The sequence below is a fragment of the Actibacterium atlanticum genome (assembly GCF_000671395.1).
Lineage (GTDB): Bacteria > Pseudomonadota > Alphaproteobacteria > Rhodobacterales > Rhodobacteraceae > Actibacterium_D > Actibacterium_D atlanticum.
Genome location: NZ_AQQY01000001.1, coordinates 301,180 through 321,889, shown reverse-complemented (window position 1 = coordinate 321,889; position 20,710 = coordinate 301,180). Strand labels below are relative to the sequence as shown.

Sequence of the window (20,710 nt, the reverse complement as noted above, 5' to 3'; positions counted from 1 at the left end):
TCTCATAGAACACGAATTAAGGCCGCCCCCGTGGGCGGCCTTTTTCTTTGCCCAAGCTCCCAAGTAATCACCCTGACGCCGGCTGCACCGCGCGCTGATAGATATGCCATGTGGTGTGGCCCAGAATCGGCAGGGTAAAGATCAGGCCCAGAAACGCAGGGACCAGCGACAGCAACATCGTCACCGCAATGATCGCAGCCCAGCCCAACATCACGCGTGGGTTTTTTCTGACAACGCGAATTGACGTGAGCATGGCCGAGACGAAATCTATCTCGCGGTCCAACAGGATCGGCATCGCGATCACGGTCAATGTAAACAGCACCATCGACAGAAACGCCCCGACACAGCTGCCAATCGCCAAGAAGGTCCAGCCCCGGGGGGTGTACAGCACCGCGTTGAAGAACCCGCTTAGATCCGAGAAGGACGCGTTTTGCAGCGTGAACACCAGCACAGTGCGAAACTGGTAAAACCATACCCAAAGGATGAACAGGGTGACAAAGGCCATCCAGCCCATTTCCCGTTTGCGCTGGTGTGCCATGACGGTAAGGATTTCCGACCAACCGAACCCTTCGCCCTTTTGCAAACGGCGCGACATTTCATACAGGCCCGCAGCGGCAAAGGGCGCAACCAGCGGAAAGGCGATACCCGCGGGGATAAGCATCCAAACCTTGCCCCACCAGACCAATGTCCCGACAACAAAAATGCCGAACACGGCGTAAAACAGGCCAAAAAAGCCGCTCAGGAAGGGGCGCGCCATGAAGTCCGTGAATCCGGCTTTCAACGACGCTTTGATATCTTCCGCAGAGACTTTGTTGACCTTGGGCAGGCCGGGCGGTGATACGGGTGCGGTGTTTTGTGGTGGGGACCCTTCGGTCTTGGATGTCATGGCACGCTCCTCCCAAAGCATGGCACCGCGCTGGCGGTGCGATACACATGCCAGCCGCGATAGAGGCGCGCCTCCCCTAAAGGTATGTTTGCATTTGGCAGGGCGTCAGGGCAAGGGGCCCGTGCCAGCGCCCCTGCCCGCTTGGGGCTTAGCGCCCCTCAAACTGCGGTTTGCGTTTTTCCAGGAAGGCCAGAACGCCTTCTTTGAAATCGCGGGTATGGCCGCAATCCCCTTGCAGCTTGGCTTCAAGGGACAGTTGTTCTTCCAGGGTGTTGCGATACGAGGCCCGTAGCGCTTGTTTGACCTTGGCATAGGCCACCGTCGGCCCCGAGGCCAAAGCCTGCGCGCGGGCGCGCCAGTGGGCCTCAAATGCGGCCGGCGGCACTGCCTCCCAGATCATGCCCCATTCAAGCGCCTGGTGCGCGGTAATTGGTTCGGCGAACAAGGCTGCGCCCATCGCGCGGGCAAATCCCACCTGACGCGGCAGCCAATAGGTGCCCCCTGCATCGGGAATCAGACCGATCTTGGTGAAGGCTTGGGTAAAGCTGGCTTCTTCGGACGCGATGACAACATCCGCCGCCAGCGCCAGATTGGCCCCAGCCCCCGCCGCGGCCCCGTTCACCGCGGCTATGGTGGGGATCGGGCAACTGTAAATCCGTTCCAGCATGGGTTCGTATTCGTCCCGCAGGGTGCGTTCCAGATCCACCTGCGAGGCATTGCCCCCCTCGCCCAGATCCTGACCGGCACAGAATGCGCGCCCTGCCCCGGTAATCACCAGCACCCGCGCCAGATCACCGCTGGAACGTACGGCGTGGTCAATCTCGGCGCGCATCTGTGTATTCAGCGCATTCATCCGGTCGGCGCGGTTCAAGGTCAGTACCGCGACATCCTGGTCGATCGTCAGTTGGATGGTCTGATAATCCATATCCGCTTCTCCCCTTCCAATTGCGCCCACCTTAGTGCGCGCCGGGTTGGCGCAAAGCGAAACGCTGGGTCAGTCTTTCATAATTTCTTTCAATCGCGCGGCCTCTGCCGCGCTCAGACCATCGGGCACCTGACCCGCAGGGCGACGACGTCCTCGCAGATAGATAAACCCGATTCCCAGCGCTGCAAGAAGCGCGACGGGGCCAATGATGTAAAGAACCAGATTTGAGCCACTCGCCAGAGGGCGCAACAAGACATATTCGCCGTAGCGATCGACAACAAATTCGACCACTTCTTTGTTGCTGTCTCCCGCGGTGATGCGCTCGCGCACCAAAACACGCAAATCGCGCGCCAGATCAGCGTTGGAATCGTCGATGCTTTCGTTGCGGCACACAAGGCAGCGCAACCCTTTCGAAATCTCGCGCGCCCGCGCCTCTTGCGCCGGGTCGGGCAGGATTTCAGAAGGTTCCACGGCCTGCGCCATCGGGGCCGCGATCAGGGCCAGAACGATCAGAAGCTTCTTCATCGTCTTACTCCGCCGCCACGGCATTGGCCGGCGATTTACGCGCACCCGCGGCCACACGATAGCGCCGGTCCGACAGGCTAAAGCCCGCGCCCAGCGCCATGATAATCGAGCCAGCCCAGATCCAGTTAGCCAGCGGCTTGATATAGGTACGTACAGCCCAGCCACCGCCTTCCTGCTGATCGCCAATCACCAGATAGATGTCACGCAGAAAGCCGTTGTGGATATCGGCCTCGGTGGTGGGCATGCGGGCAACGGGATAGTTGCGCTTTTCGGGCCGCAGATCGAACAGCTTGCGATCATCGCGCCAGATGCTCAGCTGCCCCTGCACCGCAATATAGTTCGGCCCGCGCACCTGCTCGACACCGTCCAGTTGCACACCGAATTGCCCGACCTCAAACCGATCGCCAATCTCGGCGACCCGAATGTCTTCGGTTTCCCAGGCCAACATCCCTGCAATACCCACCATGGTTACGCCCAGCCCGGCGTGGGCAATTGACTTGCCCCAGTCTGCACGCGGCAGGCGGAACATGCGGGCGAATTTGCTGGCAAAATTGCCCCGACCCGAACGCAGGAACAGGTCAACCGCAGCCCCAGCGATCAGCCATGTACCAAGAAACACACCGACCGGCCCAAGCGCCGAGCGCCCGGTCTGCATCGCCCAGGCAAGCGTTGCCAGCGCCACCGCCAGAACCAAGGCCCAACGCATTTGCTTCACTGCGCGCCCGATGCGCGCACGTTTCCATGGCAGCACCGCCCCAATCGGCAGGATCAGCGCCAGCACGATCATGAACGGTGTAAAGGCCATGTCAAAGAACGGTGCGCCAACAGAAAGCTTGCGGCCAAAGGTCATCTCGGCAATCAGCGGCCAGATTGTGCCCACAAAGACCACCAGTGCCGACACGGCCAAAAGGATGTTGTTCATCACCAAAGCGCTTTCGCGCGACACCATGCCAAAGACGCCCTTGGCCTGCATCGAATTGGCGCGCAGCGCAAACAGCATCAGCGCCCCGCCGGTGAAGAACGCCAGAATGCCCAGAATAAACACCCCGCGCGACGGGTCCGAAGCGAAGGCATGAACAGATGTGATGATCCCGGAACGCACAATGAATGTCCCGATGAGCGAGAACCCAAAGGCCATGATCGCCAGCAGGATCGTCCAGCTTTTAAGGGATTCCCGTTTTTCCACGACAATGGCGGAATGCAGCAATGCGGCCGCCAGCAGCCACGGCATGAATGAGGCGTTTTCAACCGGATCCCAGAACCAGAAACCGCCCCAGCCCAGCTCGTAATAGGCCCACCACGAACCCAGCGCGATTCCGATCGTCAGGAAGAGCCAGCTGAGCAACGTCCAAGGGCGCACCCAGCGGCCCCAAGCGGCGTCAACGCGCCCCTCAATCAAGGCGGCAACGGCGAATGAAAAGCAAATCGAAAGCCCGACATAGCCAAGATAAAGGAACGGCGGGTGAAAGGCCAAACCAGGGTCTTGGAGCAACGGGTTCAGATCGCGCCCGTCAAAGGGCGGAACTTCGAGCCGCGCAAACGGGTTTGAGGTGAACAGAACAAAGGCCATAAAGGCCACAGTCACCGAGCTTTGCACCGCCAAAACACGGGCTCTCAGCGTGCTGGGCAAGTTGCCGCCAAACCACGCTGCCATGGCGCCAAACAGCGTCAGGATCAGTACCCACAACAGCATAGAGCCTTCGTGGTTCCCCCACACGCCAGACACTTTGTACAGCATCGGCTTGGCCGTATGCGAATTCGCCACCACCAAAGACAACGAAAAGTCTGACGTGACAAAGGCATAAGTCAGTGCGGCAAAACTGAACCCGACCAGCAAGAACTGCGCGCTGGCAGCAGGTTCCGCCACCGCCATCCAGTTGGCCCAACCTTTGTGGGCGCCGATTAAAGGGATCACCGTCTGCACGATAGCAACGATGAGGGCGAGGATCAGGGTGAAGTGGCCGAGTTCTACAATCATGGCGCAGACCATACGTTAGGCCTGCGCCAAGTCCAACCACCAATGGAGCGTCAGAACGGCACAGATGCGTGATCTTGCAGCGCTGCCATTGTCATCATCGCCCCTGTCGACAAAATGGCCAACGCCAGTGTGTCTTGACGGCGCCGGGCGATGCGAAGGTCATAGACCGTGAAAGCGCTCAGGCCTGACAAAAGCGCCACCATCAGAGAAAGGGCTGAAAGAGTCATTTTCCGGCCCTCCAATCGCTCAGCGCTGGGTTGGGACCGCTTTGGTATTCGATCTCGGTCGGCTCTTCCTCAAAGCTGCGCAGCATCCGCATGTTATTGGTCATGACCGGGACACGCGCCATGCTTTCGGCAATAGAGCGTTGAAATTGCTGGCCTTTCAACTGGTGTCGCGCGCCAAAGTAAAAACTGATGATTGCGCCCATGATCCACCACATCGGTTCAGGCACAAGGCTGATTCCCTGCATGCGCTCGGCAAACCAGATTGGGTTGGCCATTGCCGACACAAACAATCCGATGGTGCCCAGCGCCAGCATCGGACGCGGCAGTCGGTTGATACCATCTATGATCGTATCAAACAGGCTGACCTTGGGCTGTGTGAACTCGGTTCCGAACTGCTGCAAAACCGCTTGTTGCAATGCAACATCGCGGGTGTCCGCAGCTTCGGCATTGACGCGAAAAACCTCGACCGTTTCCCGAATCGCGTTCTTTTGCGGCCCAAAAAGCAAAGATAGAACATTCTCGATCAACCCCATGCTGCGATCCTCTTGGTGTGCTCTGTCATGCTAAGACGGTAGTGCGCCGAGATGAACGCTTCGGCCCGGGTGATCCACCCGCCCTTGCCCCCATCCCGTCGGCGCGCATATTTGCGGCTAGACGGACGGCGATCGGCCAGATCGTAATAGTAGTTTCGCCGCGCAATCCCATATGCATCAGCGATGTGATTGGGCGCGGCATCTGCCGCAGATTTGGCGGCAGCAAGGGTTCTGGGGCCAATCACCCCATCGACGCTGACAGCCTGCCCCATGTCGATCAACAGGCGCTGCAGTATTTTAACGGCATTGCCCCCGGCGTTGACATACATGTCAAAAACCGACGCCTGCAGAACCTTGGGCAGTTTGTCGATACCGGGCTGCGTATAGTAATGATCTACAAAAATCTGAACGGCCTGCGCCTGCGTCAGGCGCTTTACATCTGCGGTGGTAACCGCGCCATCACCGGTCAAATCCAAGCCCAGCCGACGCATCGTGCCGATGGTCACACCGTATTTCGTGGCCCCACCCGGATCATCCGGATCATTCACATAGCCGCCTTCGCGGGCGACGATCTCTTGTGCGATTTCCTGTACGGATTGCATTCCACACCCCCATGTGTTGCCTCATGGGGAAAGTGTCAGCCCGAGAGCGTTAACAGCCGCTTCAGCTACCGCCCGCTTCCTTATAGAGCCCTTGCTCTTTCAAAGCGTCGGCGACCTCTTTGGGCATGTAATTTTCATCGTGCTTGGCAAGGATTTCAGAGGCTTCGAAAACACCGTTCACATATTTTCCGGTTCCGATCATGCCTTGGTTCTCTTCAAACAGATCGGGCAAAATCCCGGTGAACACCACCGAAACAGTCGCCCCGCCATCGGTCACATCAAACCGAACGGTTTCACCCTGCCCCCGCTCAAGCGAGCCTTCAGCCACCAATCCGCCCAAACGGAACACTTCGCTGGGGGCTGGCGGTTCTTCCATCACCTGTGTGGGCGAGCGGAAGAAGTTGATCCCATCGCGCATCGCATAACCAATCAGCGCGGTCGACAGCGCCAAGGCGACAAAGGCCACAATGATGATCTGGATTCGGCGTTGCTTTTTAAGGCCTCGCATCGGGGTCTCCTACGGCTTGTTGCGGGCAACATAGCTACTTGATCGCCAAAGGCAATGATCTGACGCAAAGGACGCAGTCAGACAGACTCGAACGTGATCTGACGGCGCAAAAACTGCGTGGCCTTGTTGGATACAGCTTGCGGATCACCAGTGGTCAGGAACTTTGAAACCGCACCTTCCCCCAACATGTCCGGATGCCGTTTCAGGTAATCCTCAAGGCTTGAGGCAACCAGATTGGCCTGTGAATAGACTTTCACATCCTCGCCCAAAGCGTCCTGAAAGATCGGCTCCATCAACGGGTAATGGGTGCAGCCCAAAATAGCCGCTTCAGGTTCGGGCATGCGGCGCAACAACGCCTCGACATGGCTGCGCACCATCGCTTCGGCCAGAATTTCATCGCCCTGTTCAATCGCATCCACGACGCCGCCGCACGGCTGGGCTTCGACATCCACCCCGACAGCCCGATAGGCCAGTTCACGTTGAAACGCGCGGCTGGAAACCGTCGCAGGCGTGGCAAACAGCGCCACATGTTTCACAGCCACTTCACGTGGCGGCGAGTTATCCCCCCAACGTCGTTCGGTCAAAGCTTCGATCAAGGGCACGAACACGCCCAGCACCCGCTTGTCCTCAGGGATCCAGCTTTCCTGCATCCGTTTCAACGCCGCCGCCGACGCCGTATTGCACGCCAGAATGACCAGATCGCAACCTTCGGCCCAAAGCCGTTCAACCGCAGCAGTTGTCAGATTGAAAACATCATCGGCATCACGCACCCCGTAAGGCGCATGCTGATTGTCCCCATAATAGACAAAGGGCACTTCTGGCAGACGTTTTGACACCGCGTCCAACACGGTCAAACCACCCAGTCCTGAATCGAAAACACCTACCGCCATCAGAGTCTATGCCTCTCTTCAAATTCGAAGCCGTATTCGAACGACTGCTCGGGATCGTTCGACAATTCATATGTGGATCGACGCAGGAAATCCATCATTGCTTTGGGATCTGCGGCCAAGTTTCGCAAGTTGTCCTGCGCCAGTGGCGCGCCCACATGGATGCGCACAGGGCTGTCCACGCGCGCGCCAAACTCCTTGATCAACAAGGCCAAACGCAGGTTGTTGTGGGCGTGGCTGGCCAACTGAAACAGCCGCGAATTGCGCCCTTCAAAAAACACCGGCACCACCTGCGCACCCGACTTGGCAATCATCTTGGCAGTGAACTTGCGCCACCCCGGATCAAGCGGCGTGGAAAACGGCTTGGCCGAGGTTGAAACCGTACCGCCCGGGAAAATCCCTATCGCGCCGCCCTGCCCCAGATACTCCAGTGCGTGGTTGCGGGTGGCGATGTTCAGCTTCTGCGCTTCGCGGGTTTCATCAAAGCTGATCGGTAGAATGATGCGGTTGATTTCTTCGGCTTTGCGGAAAACCGAATGGGCCATGATCCGAAAATCACCGCGGGTCTTGGACAGGATCAACCCCATCATCAACCCGTCCAGAATGCCATAGGGGTGGTTGGCGACCAGCACCAGCGGCCCCTCACGCGGGATAAGGTCCAAACTGCCGGACACACAGTCCAGCGACAACCCATAGCGATCCGCGATCACTTGCCAAAAGTCCTGTCCGGCGGCCACATCGCGCTCATACCCATCGGCACGCTTGATCAGGCGCAGACGTCCGGTGACGTTCTCCACGGTGCGGATCATCGCCCTTGCGGGGCGCGATCCGGCGGCGCTGGCATAGCTGATTTCGCGGGTGGCGTGCCGGTTCACCGGGGGGTCTCCATCTGAGCAATCACGGACATCCGGGTTAGCGTGAATCGCGCCGTGGTAAAAGCACTTACTGCACTGCAACTGCATCCGGTAAGTCGACGGTCCACGCCACAACGCCCACTTGGCACGCGCGTGACCGAAACCCACGCGTTTGCTTTGCACAAAACGGGCTGCGGTGCCATTGCCAAACGCCACGCGCGGATCGCGGTTGCTTGGTCTTTACTTGCGGGGAAAGACGCGCCCAAAAACACATTGGTTCAATGCTTGGAATAATTCACAAATGGTTTAAGTTCTCCCGTGTAAAGAAAAGACCTCACGCGGGCATCTAAGTTTCGCGAACAATGGCCCTAAGGGCGGGAATTAAAAATGGACTGGGACAAGCTCAGAATTTTTCACGCGGTCGCAGACGCCGGTAGCCTGACCCATGCGGGAGATGTGCTGCATCTGTCACAATCGGCTGTCTCGCGTCAGATCAGAGCGCTGGAAGAGAGCCTGGACACCACCCTTTTTCACCGACACGCCCGTGGGCTGATTCTGACCGAACAGGGCGAACTGCTGTTTGATGCGACCTCGGCCATGGCCAAACGGCTGGATTCCGCCGCTGCACGTATCCGCGATAGCGAAGAGGAAATGGTGGGTGAACTACGTGTCACCACCACCTTTGGATTTGGCGCCCTGTGGCTAGCGCCGCGTTTGCCCAAGCTGTACGAAAAATATCCCGACCTGAAAATTGACCTGATGCTGGAAGAACGCGTGTTGGATTTGCCAATGCGTGAGGCGGACGTGGCCATCCGCATGAAAGAGCCCAGCCAGGCAGATTTGATCCGCAAACGGCTGATGACAGTTCGCATGCGCCTTTATGCATCTGCCGATTATCTTAAAGCACATGGCACGCCGGAAACTCTGGATGATTTGTCGAAACATCGCCTGATTTCACAGAACGCCACCTCCGCACAGGTGGCCGCCGGCGCCGAACTGGTCAGTGATCTGATGAGCCACAACGTGGCCTCGACGCTCAGTGTGAACAACTATTTTGGCGTGCTGCAGGGGGTGTTGAACAATTTGGGGATCGGCGTGCTGCCGGACTACCTGACCGAAGACTTCCCCGAGCTTACCCGCGTATTGCCCGATGTTGAGTCAAACGAAGTCCCCGCCTTCCTTGCGTACCCCGAAGAACTGCGTCATTCCAAACGGGTCGAGGTGTTCCGCGACTTCGTGGTCGAAGAAATTTTTGAACACAGAAAGCGTATAAAACAGGCAAAGAGCCTGTGAGATATGCGCAACACACATGACGGTCATGCTGCACCTGCGGCATATTTTTCTTGATTCAACCGGCTCTGCCCCCTAAATCGGGACTCGAAGACGATGCATTGCATCACTCTTCACCTCCCTGTTGGACTTTGGCCGAGCTTTGTCTCGGCCTTTTTTTTGGCAGAACCCCCTCAAAAACCACAAGATCGCGATATTTTTGGACCGATTCCCCAAGATATGCCCTTCGATCGCACAGGATTATGCGGTTGCGGCTAAAACTGCCTCTTTCCCCACGCCGCCCCATGCAATAAGACGCTGCGCAAGCAATGACGAAGGGAAAGTGTCAAGATGCAAGACCCGCAAATCACCGAAGAGCTGATCGAGGCACACGGCCTCAAGCCCGAGGAATATGCCGAAATTCTGCGTCTGCTCAATCGTGAGCCCACATTCACCGAGCTGGGCATCTTCAGCGCGATGTGGAACGAGCATTGTTCCTATAAGTCGTCCAAGAAATGGCTGCGCACCCTGCCCACCGAGGGACCGCAGGTCATCTGTGGCCCCGGCGAAAACGCCGGCATTGTGGATATTGGCGATGGTCAGGCCGTGGTTTTTAAAATGGAAAGCCACAACCACCCGTCCTACATCGAACCCTATCAGGGTGCTGCCACCGGCGTGGGCGGCATTCTGCGTGACGTGTTCACCATGGGCGCGCGCCCGATTGCGGCGATGAACTCTTTGTCGTTCGGCGAAACCTCCCACCCCAAGACCCGTCAGTTGGTCAACGGTGTGGTCGAAGGTGTCGGCGGCTATGGCAACTGTTTCGGTGTGCCCACCGTGGGCGGCGAAGTGCGGTTCCACCCCGCCTATAACGGCAACTGCCTTGTAAACGCCTTTGCCGCTGGTCTGGCGGATACTGACAAGATTTTCTACTCCGCCGCCTCGGGTGTCGGCATGCCGGTTGTGTATCTGGGTGCCAAAACCGGTCGTGATGGCGTTGGCGGTGCAACTATGGCCTCGGCCGAGTTTGACGACACCATCGAAGAAAAACGCCCCACAGTTCAGGTCGGTGACCCGTTCACCGAGAAACGCCTGATGGAAGCCACCCTTGAGCTAATGCAAACCGGCGCTGTGATCTCTATTCAGGATATGGGCGCTGCTGGCCTGACATGTTCCGCCGTCGAAATGGGCGACAAGGGCAATCTGGGCGTTCAGCTTGATCTGGAATGCGTCCCGCAGCGCGAAGAGAACATGACCGCCTATGAGATGATGCTGTCAGAGTCTCAGGAACGCATGTTGATGGTCCTGAAGCCCGAGAAAGAAGACGCCGCCCGCGCAGTGTTCGAGAAATGGGATCTGGATTTCGCGATCGTTGGTCACACGATTGATGAAGACCGCTTCCTGATCAAACACAACGGTGAGGTCAAAGCCGATCTGCCGCTGAAGGCCCTGTCGGGCACCGCACCTGAATATGACCGCCCGTGGGTTGCCACCCCGGCAGCCACCCCGCTGACTGACGCGCCCACCGTGGACGCGATTGAAGGGCTCAAGGCGCTGGTGTCGTCGCCCAACTATGCGGCCAAAAACTGGGTCTATGAACAATACGACAGTCAGGTGATGGGCGATACCGTCCGCACGCCGGGCCTTGGCGCGGGCATCGTGCGTGTGCATGGCACCGACAAGGCGCTGGCCTTTACCAGCGACGTGACCCCGCGCTATGTGCGCGCCAACCCGATTGAAGGCGGCAAACAGGCCGTGGCCGAGGCGTATCGCAACTTGTCTGCTGTGGGTGCCAAGCCTTTGGCCACCACCGACAACCTGAACTTCGGCAACCCCGAAAAGCCCGAGATCATGGGCCAGTTCGTCGGCGCCATCAAAGGCATTGGCGAGGCTGTCGCGGCGCTGGATGTGCCGATCGTGTCGGGCAACGTGTCGCTTTACAATGAAACCGACGGTCAGGGCATCCTGCCCACGCCAACCATCGGCGCCGTGGGTCTTTTGACCCATCTGGACGATCTGATCAGTGGTGCAGCGGCCGCAGGTCAGGTGGCACTGGTTTTGGGCACCACCGAGGGCCATCTGGGCCAGTCGGCGCTGCTTTATGAAATGTTTGGCCGCGAAGATGGGGACGCACCCCATGTCGATCTGGCCGCCGAAGCCAAGCACGGCGATTTCATCCGCGACAACCGCGCGCTGATCGGGGCTTGTTCGGATCTGGCGGACGGCGGTCTGGCGCTGGCAGCATTTGAGATGGCGCTGGCGGGAAATGTGGGCGTTCAAATTGAAGCAAGCGATACCGCAACGCTATTTGGCGAGGATCAGGGGCGCTATCTGATCGCCTGTTCGCCGGATCAGGCCACGGCTTTGGCTGCGGCGGCTACGAAAGCAGGTGTCTCTCTAGAGACGGTCGGTCGCTTTGGCGGCGACACGATTTCCTTTGGCGAAAGCACCGCCTTGATGGTGGAAATCGGGGCTCTCTATCGCGGCAGCTTCGCGCAGGCAGTCGCCTGAGGCTTGCCCCCGGGCAAACGGCCCCCTACATTTTGAGCGAAGACATCACGAAGGAACGCGCCTATGGCCATGGTTGCCCAAGAAATCGAAGACCTGATCCGCACCGGATTCCCGAACGCCCAGATCACCATCACCGATCTGGCCGGCGACGGAAACCATTGGGCGGCCGAGGTGATCGACGAAAGCTTCCGGGGTATGAGCCGCGTGCAACAGCAACGCGCCGTCAACGCCACCGTCAAGGCCGAGATCGACAGCGGCAAGCTGCACGCGCTTGGCCTGACCACCAAGGCACCGGAATAGATTGGACGACCTGCTCGAACTTCTCGGCATCTTCAATTGGTGTGACGATATTGTCGGGCTTTGCAAATACGGTCCCAGATACTGGCGGGTGAAACGCGCTATGAACCGCCGCAGACAAAACCGGAGAATGAGATGACTGAAACGACTGATCTGATTCAGAAAACCATCGAAGACAACGACGTGGTGCTTTACATGAAAGGCACCAAAGAGATGCCGCAATGCGGGTTCTCCAGCCGTGTGGCGGGTGTGTTGAACTTCATCGGCGTGGAGTATCAGGACGTGAACGTTCTGGCCGATGATGCGATCCGTCAGGGCATCAAGGAATTCAGCGACTGGCCAACCATCCCGCAGCTTTATGTGAAGGGTGAGTTCGTTGGTGGCTGCGATATCATCACCGAAATGACGCTGTCGGCCGAGCTGGATCAGCTGTTTGCTGACAAAGGTGTCACCTTTAACAAAGAAGCGGCGGATCAAATCCGCGAGGCCAACGCCTGATCGCAAGCGACTGTTATTAAAATGAAAAGCCCGCGCATTGCGCGGGCTTTACTGTTTTAGCGTGTTTGGCGCCTAGACTTGGGCTTTTTTCTCAACCTCGTCCGCGATGGCTTCCGCACGGGCGGCAAGTTCAGCGAAACTGTCGGTGACCACTTTGGGGATCACCGGGACTTCGACCTTTTCAGGCTCGGGCATCGGGGCCGACTTAAGGCTTTCAAGCTCTGTTTTAGCGGCGTCCAGCGCGGTCTGGGCCTCTTGCAGACGCTCCTCTAGCCCGGCGGTCTTGTCGGCCAGCATCAATCCGGACATCAGCAACATGCGCGCTTCGGGCAAACGCCCGATTTGGGACACCAGATGCGAAGCTTCGGCATCCAGCAACCCAGCGGCGGATTGCAGATAGACTTCTTCACCTTCCTGGCAAGACACCTCGAAACTGCGGCCACCAATCGTAATTTGTACGTCAGGCATTCTTTTCCTCCTGCACCAGCGGCATCAGTTCGGCGATGACCTCGTCCACCTCTTGTTGGTCGCTGTCACGCAAGGCGCGCAGGGCATCCAGTTCTGCCAGCATCGACTTGTTGATCAGATGCGCATCCCCCACCCCTTCGGCATTGGCGGCGCGCAGGTCGTTATTAATCCGGCGCAGCTCGGCGTTGACGGTACGAAGGCGGGTTATGTCAGCCTCGGCCGCCGCGGCTTGTTCACGCAGGCGAGCGACTTCGTCGTCCATGCCTGCAACCTGCCCTTCCAGCTTGCCGTGAATCACGCGCACGCGCTCTTCAAGCTGGGCGTTGGCGGTTTTCTCTTCATCGAGCGCCTGACGCAGTTTTTCCAGTTCAGCACTGTCTGCAGCGCCTTCGTCAGGCGAGTCGGTCGGGGGCGCGGCCTGTGCGTTCAGCGCCTCTGCGCCTGCGCTGATGCGTTCCAGCGCTGCCGCCAGTCGCTGTTCCAATTCGGTGATATCGCTCATCTCTGCCAGTTCCGGTCTTGCTTTTTCGCCTGTTTGTTTCCCCCGTTGAACGAGAAAAACCGAATCGAGTCAAAGGCGTTATGGAACAAGTTTAACCAATGACCTTGCGAAATGCGCCCCCTTTTACCGCAGAGCGTTTGCGCAAACGCTTGATCTTGCGCCAAACCGTGCATATGACCGCCCGGAAACTGCTCGTGTAAAAGGACGCCCGCCGTGGATATCCAAGCTCTCGCCAAAGCTCATCCGGACCACTGGTCCAAAGCCTGCGCCATCCGCGCGCTGACCCTGGATGCGGTTGCTGCCGCCAATTCGGGCCATTCAGGCATGCCCATCGGCATGGCGGATGTGGCAACGGTGCTGTTTGAAAAACACCTGAAGTTTGACGCCGCCAACCCGCAATGGCCCGACCGTGACCGGTTCATCCTGTCGGCGGGGCATGGCTCGATGCTGATCTATGCGCTGCTCTATTTGACCGGCGACAAACAGGTCACGCTGGAGCAGATTAAGAACTTCCGCCAGATGGGCGCGAAAACCGCGGGTCACCCGGAAAACTTCCTGCTGGAGGGCGTAGAAACCACCACCGGCCCGCTGGGTCAGGGTATTTCGAACGCCGTGGGATTTGCCATGGCCGAAGAGCTGCAACGCGCGCAATACGGCAAGAAAGTCGTGGATCACCACACCTATGTCTTCGCCGGTGACGGCTGCCTGATGGAAGGCGTCAGCCAGGAGGCCATCGGTCTGGCTGGCAAACAGGAGCTGAGCAAGCTGATCGTGTTCTGGGACAACAACGGCATCACCATCGACGGCACCGTCGATATTGCCGACAAGACCGATCAAATCGCGCGCTTCAAGGCCTCGGGCTGGTCTGTCTATGAATGTGACGGCCATGACCCCGACGACATCGACCGCGTGATCGTTGCGGCGAAAAAATCGAAAAAGCCAACCATGATCGCGTGTAAAACGCATATCGCCCTTGGCACCTCGGCGCAGGATACGTCGAAAGGCCACGGCGCCCTGACCGATTCCAAGCTGATCTCGGATGCGCGTGATGTTTACGGCTGGCCCCACCCCGCCTTTGACATCCCCGCTGACGTCAAATCGGCATGGGAAGCCATCGGCAGCCGTGGCGCCGCCGATCGCGCCGAATGGGAGGACCGTTTTGCCACCCTCAGCCAGTCCAAGCAGCGTGAGTTCAACCGCGTTCTGGCAGGCGAAGCGCCCAAGAAGCTCTCGGCCACCATCAAAGCGCTGAAAAAACAGATCAGCGACGAGGCCCCCAAGGTCGCCACCCGCAAATCCAGCGAAATGGTTCTGGAAGTGATCAACCCGATCATGCAGGAAACCATTGGCGGCTCGGCTGACCTGACCGGTTCGAACAACACCAAGACCGGCGATCTGGGCATCTTTGAGCCGGGCAACCGCAAGGGGCGCTACGTGTACTACGGTATTCGTGAACACGGCATGGCCGCCGCAATGAACGGCATGGCCTTGCATGGCGGTGTGCGCCCCTATGGCGGCACCTTCCTGTGCTTTGCCGACTATGCCCGCGGGGCGATGCGTCTGTCGGCGCTGATGAAGACCCCGGTGACCTATGTCATGACCCATGACAGCATCGGTCTGGGCGAAGATGGCCCGACCCACCAGCCGGTCGAACATGTGGCGTCTTTGCGCGCGATGCCGAACATGAACGTGTTCCGCCCCGCCGACACCGTCGAAACCGCCGAGGCCTGGGAAATCGCCCTGACCTCGACCGAGACACCGTCGACGCTGGCGCTGAGCCGTCAGGGCCTGCCCACCGTGCGCACTGAGCACAAAACCAAGAACATGGTTGCCCAGGGCGCCTATGTTCTGGCCGATGCCGAGGGCAAGCGTCAGGTGATCCTGATGGCCACCGGCTCGGAAGTGTCGGTTGCCTTGGCCGCGCGGGATTTGCTGCAAGCCGAAGGTATTGGCACCCGCGTGGTTTCGATGCCGTGCTGGGAGCTGTTCAGCGCACAGGACGAAGCCTATCGCAAACGGGTCCTGCCCGGTGGTGCGGTGCGTGTCGCGATCGAGGCTGGCGTGCGTCAGGGCTGGGACAAGTGGCTGCTGGGTGAACGTGGACGCGAGGCCAAGGCTGGCTTTGTCGGCATGGACAGTTTTGGCGCCTCAGCCCCTGCGGGTGAGCTGTTTGAAAAGTTTGGCATCACGGCCGAAGCGGTCGCCGAAAAGGCCAAATCTCTTTTGTGATCACAAACCAAAACAGATTCGGGGGCGCTCTTCGCAGAGCGCCCTTTTTATTTGCGCCTGTGAATGTTGGCGCAGACGTTAGCGCAACCAACTTGTCGCCAAACAGAGTTTTGCGCTAACACTCTGTTTTTTGACGGTTTTACACCTTTTCTCAAACTCCTCAGCCAAGTATTCAGCGTGCAAATGCAGCGGACAGGGCCATCATCGTGCCCAGTGAGTTTTATGGAGAACCCCCATGACCGTCACCCTTGGCATCAACGGATTTGGCCGCATTGGCCGGTGTACCCTGGCACATATCGCCGAAGCCGCCCGCAACGACGTTCAGGTGGTCAAGATCAACGCCACCGGCCCGATCGAAACAAACGCGCATCTGCTTAAGTATGACTCGGTTCATGGCCGCTTCGGGGGCAACGTCACTGTTGATGGCGACAAGATGGATATCGGCCGTGGCCCGATGCAGGTTTTCTCGACCTATGATCCGACCGAACTGGACTGGTCGGGCTGTGACGTGGTTCTGGAATGCACCGGCAAATTCAACGACGGTGAAAAGGCGAAAGTTCACCTCGAGCACGGCGCCAAAAAGGTTCTGATCTCGGCCCCTGCCAAGAATGTGCAAAAGACCATCGTCTTCGGCGTGAACCACCGCGATCTGGAAGCGAATGACAACATGATCTCGAACGGGTCGTGCACCACCAACGGTCTGGCTCCGCTGGCCAAGGTGCTGAACGACGCCATCGGGATTGAGCGCGGTGTGATGACCACCATCCACAGCTACACCGGCGACCAGCCGACTCTGGACCGCCGCCACAAAGATCTGTACCGCGCCCGCGCTGCGGCCATGGCGATGATCCCCACCTCGACCGGGGCCGCGAAAGCCCTTGGCGAAGTGCTGCCCGAACTGGCAGGTAAGCTGGACGGCACTGCCATGCGGGTGCCCACCCCCAACGTTTCGGCCATCGACCTGACGTTTGAGGCTGGCAAAGACGTCACCGCCGCTGATGTGAACGAAATCGTGCGCGAAGCCGCCGCCGGTCACATGGGTGCAGTTCTGGCCTATGACCCCGAGCCCAAAGTTTCGATCGACTTCAACCACACGCAAGCGTCGTCGATCTTTGCCCCGGACCAAACCAAAGTTGTGGGTGGTCGTACCGTTCGCGTTCTGGCATGGTACGACAATGAATGGGGCTTCTCCTGCCGCATGGCCGATGTTGCGGCCACGATGGGACGCCTGAGCTAATCAGGAGCGGCGCCCCCAAAAGGGCGCCACATCATCACTATGACCAACCAGCTTGCGCTGTTTTTGATCGCAACCATTCTGGCAGCGCTGGCTTTTGATTATGTGATGTTTGATCTTCAGGGCAGCCTGTTTTTGGCCAAAAAGGCCACGGCGCTGATTGAATATCTGGCCTTCTGGCGCTGAAAACTGAGCGGCGCGCTAGCGCAGCCGCTCAATCAGGGCGTCATTGACTGGCGCGCTCACGAACTGAGAAACATCCCCGCCCAGCCGCGCGATTTCTTTGACCAGTTTAGAAGCAATCGCCTGACGCCGCGCATCTGCCATCAGAAAAACTGTTTCGACCGAGGAATCCAGCACCCGGTTCATGCCGACCATCTGGAATTCGTACTCAAAGTCAGCCACCGCGCGCAGGCCCCGGATGATCATGGTCGCACCAACATCATGGGCGCAGTCGATCAGCAGGTTTTCGAAAGGGTGAACGACAAACTCAGGGCCTCCGGGAAGCTTCAGCTTGGCGCATTCTGCTTCGACCATCGCCACACGCTCTTCCAAGGTGAACAAAGGCCCCTTGTCGCGGTTGATCGCCACACCAATGACCAGCCGGTCGACCAGTGTTGAGGCCCGCTGAATAATATCTACATGGCCCAAAGTGACCGGATCGAATGTCCCTGGATATAGACCTATGCGCATGTGTCCCCCTCTTATCTTTGGGCCACGCAACAATATTGCGCGACCCTTTGCAAGAGCGAAACGCTCAGAATCCCATGATCATTCCTTCAAGGGCGTCTTTCTCCATGGACAGTTGCGCCAGACGCGCCTTGACCACATCCCCAATCGAGATCAAACCGACCATGACGTTGCCTTCCATCACCGGCATGTGTCGAAACCGGCCTTCGGTCATTTTGCTCAGCACGCTGCTGGTGTCATCACCGGGGGAGCAGGTGACGATGGTGCTGGTCATCAAGTCATCAACCTTGTCCGACATGCACGTGGCCCCGCGCTTCCCCAATTCCCGTACGATGTCGCGCTCGGACAGAATACCAATCACGTCGCTGCCGGTGCTGGACACCACCAAAGACCCGATACGTTTTTGCGACAAAAGGGTCGCTGCATCCGAAACCGAGCTGCCGGGCTGAATGGTGGCGACGCCGGTTTCCGGCTTTGATTTTAAAATCTGTTGAACCTGCATTAATATTCTCCTCCGTGCATATGCCCAGCCTCGCCCCAACTGCGACGATATGTCAAGTTTCGACCGCCTCCTCCAAACGTAGCACTTCTGCCCGAATTCCGTCGATCAACGCTGCCGAAAACCGATTCAGGCGCTCGACACGCCGGTCGTCGGCGTGGCGCACCAAATAGAACGACCGTTGCAAGGACAGCTGGTCGGGCAAAATGCGCTGAATGTTTCGCACCGCGGGCAGGACGAAATCATGGGCCATACCAATACCCGCCCCGTGGCGCAGGAAGTTCACCTGAACCGCGACCGAGTTTGACGCAAACTGCACATCTTCAACGCCCATTGCGGCGCTGTAGTCCAGCTTTTGGTCAAACACCATGTCGGGGATGTAACCTACGGTCTTATGGTTTCGCAGTTCCGACAGAGACTCGATAGGCCCGTGCATTTTCAGATACTTACGCGACGCCGCCAGATGCAACTTATAGTCCGTGATCTTTTGTACCGTCAGGCGCCCGGCATCGGGGGGGCTGACAACAATCGCCATGTCGGCCTCGCGACGTGACAGGTTCACCACGCGCGGCAAAGACAAAATCTGCACCTCCAGCCCCGGGTTTTCTTCGCAAATCCGCGCACAGACCTGCGGCAGGATATAGTTGGCACAGCCATCGGGTGCACCCAGCCGAACTGTACCCGACAACTGCCCGGCCTGTCCGCGCGTCTCTTCGGCCCCAAGAGTCACGGCCTGTTCTGCCTGTTCCACACGCGTCAGCAACCGCTCTCCTTCAGCGGTCAACGCATAGCCTTGTGGAGATTTGGCGAACAGGCTCGCGTCCAGAGCCTCTTCCAAGCGTTGCACCCGCCGACCCACCGTTGCCGGGTCCATTTTCAACTGTTTTCCCGCGCCCGACAGGCTTTCCAGTCGCGCAACCGCCAGAAATACCCGCAAGTCGTCCCAGTTCGGATCCATCTTCCCACCTCATTTTTGCAAAATGCTTTTGTTGAAGTGTCTCTTTTCAGGTGTTTTTTGCAAGACTATTCTTGCGCCAACTCAAGTTATGGAGAAATAACATGCAGCAGATTGGTCATTTCCTGAACGGCGCCCCGTCTGAGGGCACTTCGGGCCGTAGCACCGATGTCTACAACCCGGCCACCGGTGAGATCCAGGCTCAGGTCGCGCTGGCAACCAAAGATGAAATGGACGCGGCGATCGCTGCGGCTGCCGAAGCCCAAAAAGGCTGGGGTGCCACGAACCCTCAGCGACGCGCACGGGTGATGATGAAATTCGGCGCTTTGATCAATGAAAACATGGACAAACTGGCCGAGCTGGTCAGCCGCGAACATGGCAAGACCTTGCCTGACGCCAAAGGCGATGTGCAGCGCGGTCTGGAAGTGGTCGAGGTTTGCATGGGCGCGCCGCACTTGCTCAAGGGCGAATACACAGACAATGGTGGCCCGGGCATTGACCTTTACTCCATGCGCCAGCCGCTGGGCGTTGTTGCGGGCATCACACCGTTCAACTTCCCGGCCATGATCCCGCTGTGGAAAATGGCCCCTGCTCTGGTTTGCGGCAATGCGATGATCCTGAAACCATCCGAGCGCTGCCCCTCGACCGCGATGTTCCTGGCGGAACTGCTGAAAGAGGCCGGCCTGCCTGATGGCGTCCTGCAGATCGTCAATGGCGACAAAGAAGCCGTAGACGCGATCCTGGATAACGACACCATCGCCGCTGTTGGCTTTGTCGGCTCTACCCCGATTGCCCAATACATCTATGGCCGCGCCGCCACCAATGGCAAACGCGCCCAGTGTTTCGGTGGTGCCAAGAACCACATGATCATCATGCCCGACGCAGATATGGACAAAGCCGCCGATGCGCTGGTTGGGGCCGGGTATGGCGCTGCGGGCGAACGCTGCATGGCGATTTCGGTTGCGGTGCCCGTGGGCGCCGAAACCGCTGACCGTTTGATCGATAAGCTGGTTCCGCGCATCGAAAAACTGAAAGTCGGCCCCTATACCGCCGGTGCTGACGTGGACTATGGCCCGGTGATCACCGCCGCGTCGAAAACGCGGATCGAAAACCTGATCCAGTCGGGTGTCGATCAAGGCGCGGACCTGCTGATCGACGGTCGCGGGTTTGAGCTGCAAGGCTATGAAAACGGCTTCTTCTGTGGCCCAAGCCTGTTCGACAACGTCTCCCCGGACATGGAAATCTATAAACAAGAGATCTTTGGCCCGGTTCTGACACAGGTGCGCACGGACAACTATGAAGATGCGCTGAACCTGATCATCGACAATGACTATGGCAATGGCACCGCGATCTATACCGCCGATGGCGACACCGCGCGTGACTTCTGCCACCGCGTTAACGTGGGCATGGTCGGTGTAAACTTCCCGATCCCAGTTCCTCTGTCCTACCACACCTTTGGTGGCTGGAAGAAATCGGCCTTTGGCGATCTGAACCAGTACGGCCCGGATGCGTTCCGTTTCTACACCAAGACCAAAACCGTCACTTCGCGGTGGTACTCGGGCATCAAAGAAGGCGGCGAATTTAACTTCAAAGCCATGGACTAATCCCACACCTCCCCCACTTAGGGCGCCCG

General features: G+C 58.5%; 23 protein-coding genes. 8 read left to right on the top strand and 15 right to left on the bottom strand.

Annotated features, from left to right (window positions below):
• Positions 1 to 67: 67 nt before the first annotated feature.
• The 10 genes from ATO10_RS01600 to ATO10_RS01560 form a co-directional block, all read right to left on the bottom strand.
• Positions 68 to 886 (bottom strand): DUF2189 domain-containing protein, encoded by an 819-nt coding sequence (locus tag ATO10_RS01600; protein ID WP_035247146.1) that lies wholly within the window; start codon positions 884 to 886, stop codon positions 68 to 70.
• Between the two features lie 148 nt (positions 887 to 1,034).
• A complete protein-coding gene (locus tag ATO10_RS01595) occupies positions 1,035 to 1,811 on the bottom strand; it encodes an enoyl-CoA hydratase-related protein (RefSeq protein ID WP_035247143.1) in 777 nt (258 codons plus the stop codon).
• A 69-nt stretch (positions 1,812 to 1,880) separates the two neighbouring features.
• Positions 1,881 to 2,336: a cytochrome c-type biogenesis protein gene (locus ATO10_RS01590; RefSeq protein ID WP_035247141.1), complete on the bottom strand. Its 456-nt coding sequence runs from the start codon at positions 2,334 to 2,336 to the stop codon at positions 1,881 to 1,883.
• Positions 2,337 to 2,340: 4 nt separating this feature from the next.
• On the bottom strand, positions 2,341 to 4,314 hold the full coding sequence (locus ATO10_RS01585) for a heme lyase CcmF/NrfE family subunit (RefSeq protein ID WP_035248258.1): 1,974 nt from the start codon (positions 4,312 to 4,314) through the stop codon (positions 2,341 to 2,343).
• Positions 4,315 to 4,364: 50 nt separating this feature from the next.
• Entirely contained in the window at positions 4,365 to 4,541 is a 177-nt protein-coding gene (locus tag ATO10_RS16345) for a hypothetical protein (protein ID WP_155886670.1), read from the bottom strand.
• A complete protein-coding gene (locus ATO10_RS01580) occupies positions 4,538 to 5,074 on the bottom strand; it encodes a holin family protein (protein ID WP_035247137.1) in 537 nt (178 codons plus the stop codon). Before ATO10_RS01580 ends, ATO10_RS16345 begins: the two co-directional genes overlap by 4 nt.
• Positions 5,065 to 5,676: a holin-associated N-acetylmuramidase gene (locus tag ATO10_RS01575; protein ID WP_035247133.1), complete on the bottom strand. Its 612-nt coding sequence runs from the start codon at positions 5,674 to 5,676 to the stop codon at positions 5,065 to 5,067. The genes ATO10_RS01580 and ATO10_RS01575 overlap by 10 nt, the downstream gene beginning before the upstream one ends.
• Positions 5,677 to 5,737: 61 nt before the next feature.
• Positions 5,738 to 6,184 carry a cytochrome c maturation protein CcmE gene (gene ccmE / locus ATO10_RS01570; protein WP_035247131.1) on the bottom strand — a complete coding sequence of 149 codons (447 nt, stop codon included), beginning with the start codon at positions 6,182 to 6,184 and terminating at the stop codon, positions 5,738 to 5,740.
• Positions 6,185 to 6,261: 77 nt separating this feature from the next.
• Positions 6,262 to 7,074, bottom strand: coding sequence for a glutamate racemase (murI, locus tag ATO10_RS01565; protein WP_035247128.1), 813 nt, complete (start codon positions 7,072 to 7,074; stop codon positions 6,262 to 6,264).
• Positions 7,074 to 7,880, bottom strand: coding sequence for a lysophospholipid acyltransferase family protein (locus tag ATO10_RS01560; protein WP_081806417.1), 807 nt, complete (start codon positions 7,878 to 7,880; stop codon positions 7,074 to 7,076). Before ATO10_RS01560 ends, murI begins: the two co-directional genes overlap by 1 nt.
• Positions 7,881 to 8,312: 432 nt before the next feature.
• Here ATO10_RS01560 and ATO10_RS01555 point away from each other — a divergent pair, with 432 nt between their 5' ends.
• The 4 genes from ATO10_RS01555 (at position 8,313) to grxD (ending at position 12,500) form a co-directional block, all read left to right on the top strand.
• Complete coding sequence (locus tag ATO10_RS01555; RefSeq protein WP_035247122.1) at positions 8,313 to 9,218, top strand: LysR family transcriptional regulator; 906 nt, start codon at positions 8,313 to 8,315, stop codon at positions 9,216 to 9,218.
• Between the two features lie 327 nt (positions 9,219 to 9,545).
• Positions 9,546 to 11,705 (top strand): phosphoribosylformylglycinamidine synthase subunit PurL, encoded by a 2,160-nt coding sequence (purL, locus tag ATO10_RS01550; RefSeq protein ID WP_035247118.1) that lies wholly within the window; start codon positions 9,546 to 9,548, stop codon positions 11,703 to 11,705.
• Between the two features lie 63 nt (positions 11,706 to 11,768).
• The gene (locus ATO10_RS01545) at positions 11,769 to 12,005 is read left to right on the top strand and encodes a BolA/IbaG family iron-sulfur metabolism protein (RefSeq protein WP_035247116.1); all 237 of its coding nucleotides are present in this window, start codon (positions 11,769 to 11,771) and stop codon (positions 12,003 to 12,005) included.
• Between the two features lie 132 nt (positions 12,006 to 12,137).
• A complete protein-coding gene (gene grxD, locus ATO10_RS01540) occupies positions 12,138 to 12,500 on the top strand; it encodes a Grx4 family monothiol glutaredoxin (protein WP_035247113.1) in 363 nt (120 codons plus the stop codon).
• A 72-nt stretch (positions 12,501 to 12,572) separates the two neighbouring features.
• Here grxD and ATO10_RS01535 read toward each other — a convergent pair whose 3' ends face one another.
• Both ATO10_RS01535 and ATO10_RS01530 read right to left on the bottom strand, forming a co-directional pair.
• Positions 12,573 to 12,968 (bottom strand): cell division protein ZapA, encoded by a 396-nt coding sequence (locus tag ATO10_RS01535; RefSeq protein ID WP_035247111.1) that lies wholly within the window; start codon positions 12,966 to 12,968, stop codon positions 12,573 to 12,575.
• Positions 12,961 to 13,470, bottom strand: a complete 510-nt coding sequence (locus tag ATO10_RS01530) for a hypothetical protein (RefSeq protein ID WP_035247108.1) — start codon at positions 13,468 to 13,470, stop codon at positions 12,961 to 12,963. The genes ATO10_RS01535 and ATO10_RS01530 overlap by 8 nt, the downstream gene beginning before the upstream one ends.
• A gap of 213 nt (positions 13,471 to 13,683) precedes the next feature.
• Here ATO10_RS01530 and tkt point away from each other — a divergent pair, with 213 nt between their 5' ends.
• The 3 genes from tkt (at position 13,684) to ATO10_RS16495 (ending at position 17,119) form a co-directional block, all read left to right on the top strand.
• Positions 13,684 to 15,699 (top strand): transketolase, encoded by a 2,016-nt coding sequence (tkt, locus tag ATO10_RS01525; RefSeq protein WP_035247105.1) that lies wholly within the window; start codon positions 13,684 to 13,686, stop codon positions 15,697 to 15,699.
• 235 nt (positions 15,700 to 15,934) lie between these two features.
• A complete protein-coding gene (gene gap, locus ATO10_RS01520) occupies positions 15,935 to 16,936 on the top strand; it encodes a type I glyceraldehyde-3-phosphate dehydrogenase (protein WP_035247101.1) in 1,002 nt (333 codons plus the stop codon).
• 39 nt (positions 16,937 to 16,975) lie between these two features.
• Entirely contained in the window at positions 16,976 to 17,119 is a 144-nt protein-coding gene (locus ATO10_RS16495; protein WP_035247098.1) for a hypothetical protein, read from the top strand.
• Positions 17,120 to 17,134: 15 nt separating this feature from the next.
• On the opposite strand, the gene coaD is transcribed toward ATO10_RS16495, so the two are convergent.
• The 3 genes from coaD to ATO10_RS01500 form a co-directional block, all read right to left on the bottom strand.
• On the bottom strand, positions 17,135 to 17,626 hold the full coding sequence (gene coaD / locus ATO10_RS01510; RefSeq protein WP_035247095.1) for a pantetheine-phosphate adenylyltransferase: 492 nt from the start codon (positions 17,624 to 17,626) through the stop codon (positions 17,135 to 17,137).
• 64 nt (positions 17,627 to 17,690) lie between these two features.
• Positions 17,691 to 18,125 (bottom strand): CBS domain-containing protein, encoded by a 435-nt coding sequence (locus ATO10_RS01505; RefSeq protein ID WP_035247092.1) that lies wholly within the window; start codon positions 18,123 to 18,125, stop codon positions 17,691 to 17,693.
• Between the two features lie 52 nt (positions 18,126 to 18,177).
• On the bottom strand, positions 18,178 to 19,080 hold the full coding sequence (locus ATO10_RS01500) for a LysR family transcriptional regulator (protein WP_035247089.1): 903 nt from the start codon (positions 19,078 to 19,080) through the stop codon (positions 18,178 to 18,180).
• Between the two features lie 101 nt (positions 19,081 to 19,181).
• On the opposite strand from ATO10_RS01500, the gene ATO10_RS01495 reads away from it, so the two are divergent.
• Positions 19,182 to 20,681 carry a CoA-acylating methylmalonate-semialdehyde dehydrogenase gene (locus ATO10_RS01495; protein WP_035247086.1) on the top strand — a complete coding sequence of 500 codons (1,500 nt, stop codon included), beginning with the start codon at positions 19,182 to 19,184 and terminating at the stop codon, positions 20,679 to 20,681.
• Positions 20,682 to 20,710: the final 29 nt, after the last annotated feature.

Coding starts and splice junctions, on each gene's coding strand:
- ATO10_RS01600 (WP_035247146.1), bottom strand. CDS start 886: ATGACATCCAAGACCGAAGGGTCCCCACCACAAAACACCGCACCCGTA.
- purL (WP_035247118.1), top strand. CDS start 9,546: ATGCAAGACCCGCAAATCACCGAAGAGCTGATCGAGGCACACGGCCTC.
- ATO10_RS01505 (WP_035247092.1), bottom strand. CDS start 18,125: ATGCAGGTTCAACAGATTTTAAAATCAAAGCCGGAAACCGGCGTCGCC.
- ATO10_RS01560 (WP_081806417.1), bottom strand. CDS start 7,880: ATGATCCGCACCGTGGAGAACGTCACCGGACGTCTGCGCCTGATCAAG.
- ATO10_RS01590 (WP_035247141.1), bottom strand. CDS start 2,336: ATGAAGAAGCTTCTGATCGTTCTGGCCCTGATCGCGGCCCCGATGGCG.
- grxD (WP_035247113.1), top strand. CDS start 12,138: ATGACTGAAACGACTGATCTGATTCAGAAAACCATCGAAGACAACGAC.
- ATO10_RS01575 (WP_035247133.1), bottom strand. CDS start 5,676: ATGCAATCCGTACAGGAAATCGCACAAGAGATCGTCGCCCGCGAAGGC.
- ccmE (WP_035247131.1), bottom strand. CDS start 6,184: ATGCGAGGCCTTAAAAAGCAACGCCGAATCCAGATCATCATTGTGGCC.
- ATO10_RS01545 (WP_035247116.1), top strand. CDS start 11,769: ATGGCCATGGTTGCCCAAGAAATCGAAGACCTGATCCGCACCGGATTC.
- ATO10_RS01535 (WP_035247111.1), bottom strand. CDS start 12,968: ATGCCTGACGTACAAATTACGATTGGTGGCCGCAGTTTCGAGGTGTCT.
- coaD (WP_035247095.1), bottom strand. CDS start 17,626: ATGCGCATAGGTCTATATCCAGGGACATTCGATCCGGTCACTTTGGGC.
- ATO10_RS16345 (WP_155886670.1), bottom strand. CDS start 4,541: ATGACTCTTTCAGCCCTTTCTCTGATGGTGGCGCTTTTGTCAGGCCTG.
- murI (WP_035247128.1), bottom strand. CDS start 7,074: ATGGCGGTAGGTGTTTTCGATTCAGGACTGGGTGGTTTGACCGTGTTG.
- ATO10_RS01500 (WP_035247089.1), bottom strand. CDS start 19,080: ATGGATCCGAACTGGGACGACTTGCGGGTATTTCTGGCGGTTGCGCGA.
- ATO10_RS01585 (WP_035248258.1), bottom strand. CDS start 4,314: ATGATTGTAGAACTCGGCCACTTCACCCTGATCCTCGCCCTCATCGTT.
- ATO10_RS01555 (WP_035247122.1), top strand. CDS start 8,313: ATGGACTGGGACAAGCTCAGAATTTTTCACGCGGTCGCAGACGCCGGT.
- gap (WP_035247101.1), top strand. CDS start 15,935: ATGACCGTCACCCTTGGCATCAACGGATTTGGCCGCATTGGCCGGTGT.
- ATO10_RS16495 (WP_035247098.1), top strand. CDS start 16,976: ATGACCAACCAGCTTGCGCTGTTTTTGATCGCAACCATTCTGGCAGCG.
- ATO10_RS01495 (WP_035247086.1), top strand. CDS start 19,182: ATGCAGCAGATTGGTCATTTCCTGAACGGCGCCCCGTCTGAGGGCACT.
- ATO10_RS01530 (WP_035247108.1), bottom strand. CDS start 13,470: ATGAGCGATATCACCGAATTGGAACAGCGACTGGCGGCAGCGCTGGAA.
- ATO10_RS01580 (WP_035247137.1), bottom strand. CDS start 5,074: ATGGGGTTGATCGAGAATGTTCTATCTTTGCTTTTTGGGCCGCAAAAG.
- ATO10_RS01595 (WP_035247143.1), bottom strand. CDS start 1,811: ATGGATTATCAGACCATCCAACTGACGATCGACCAGGATGTCGCGGTA.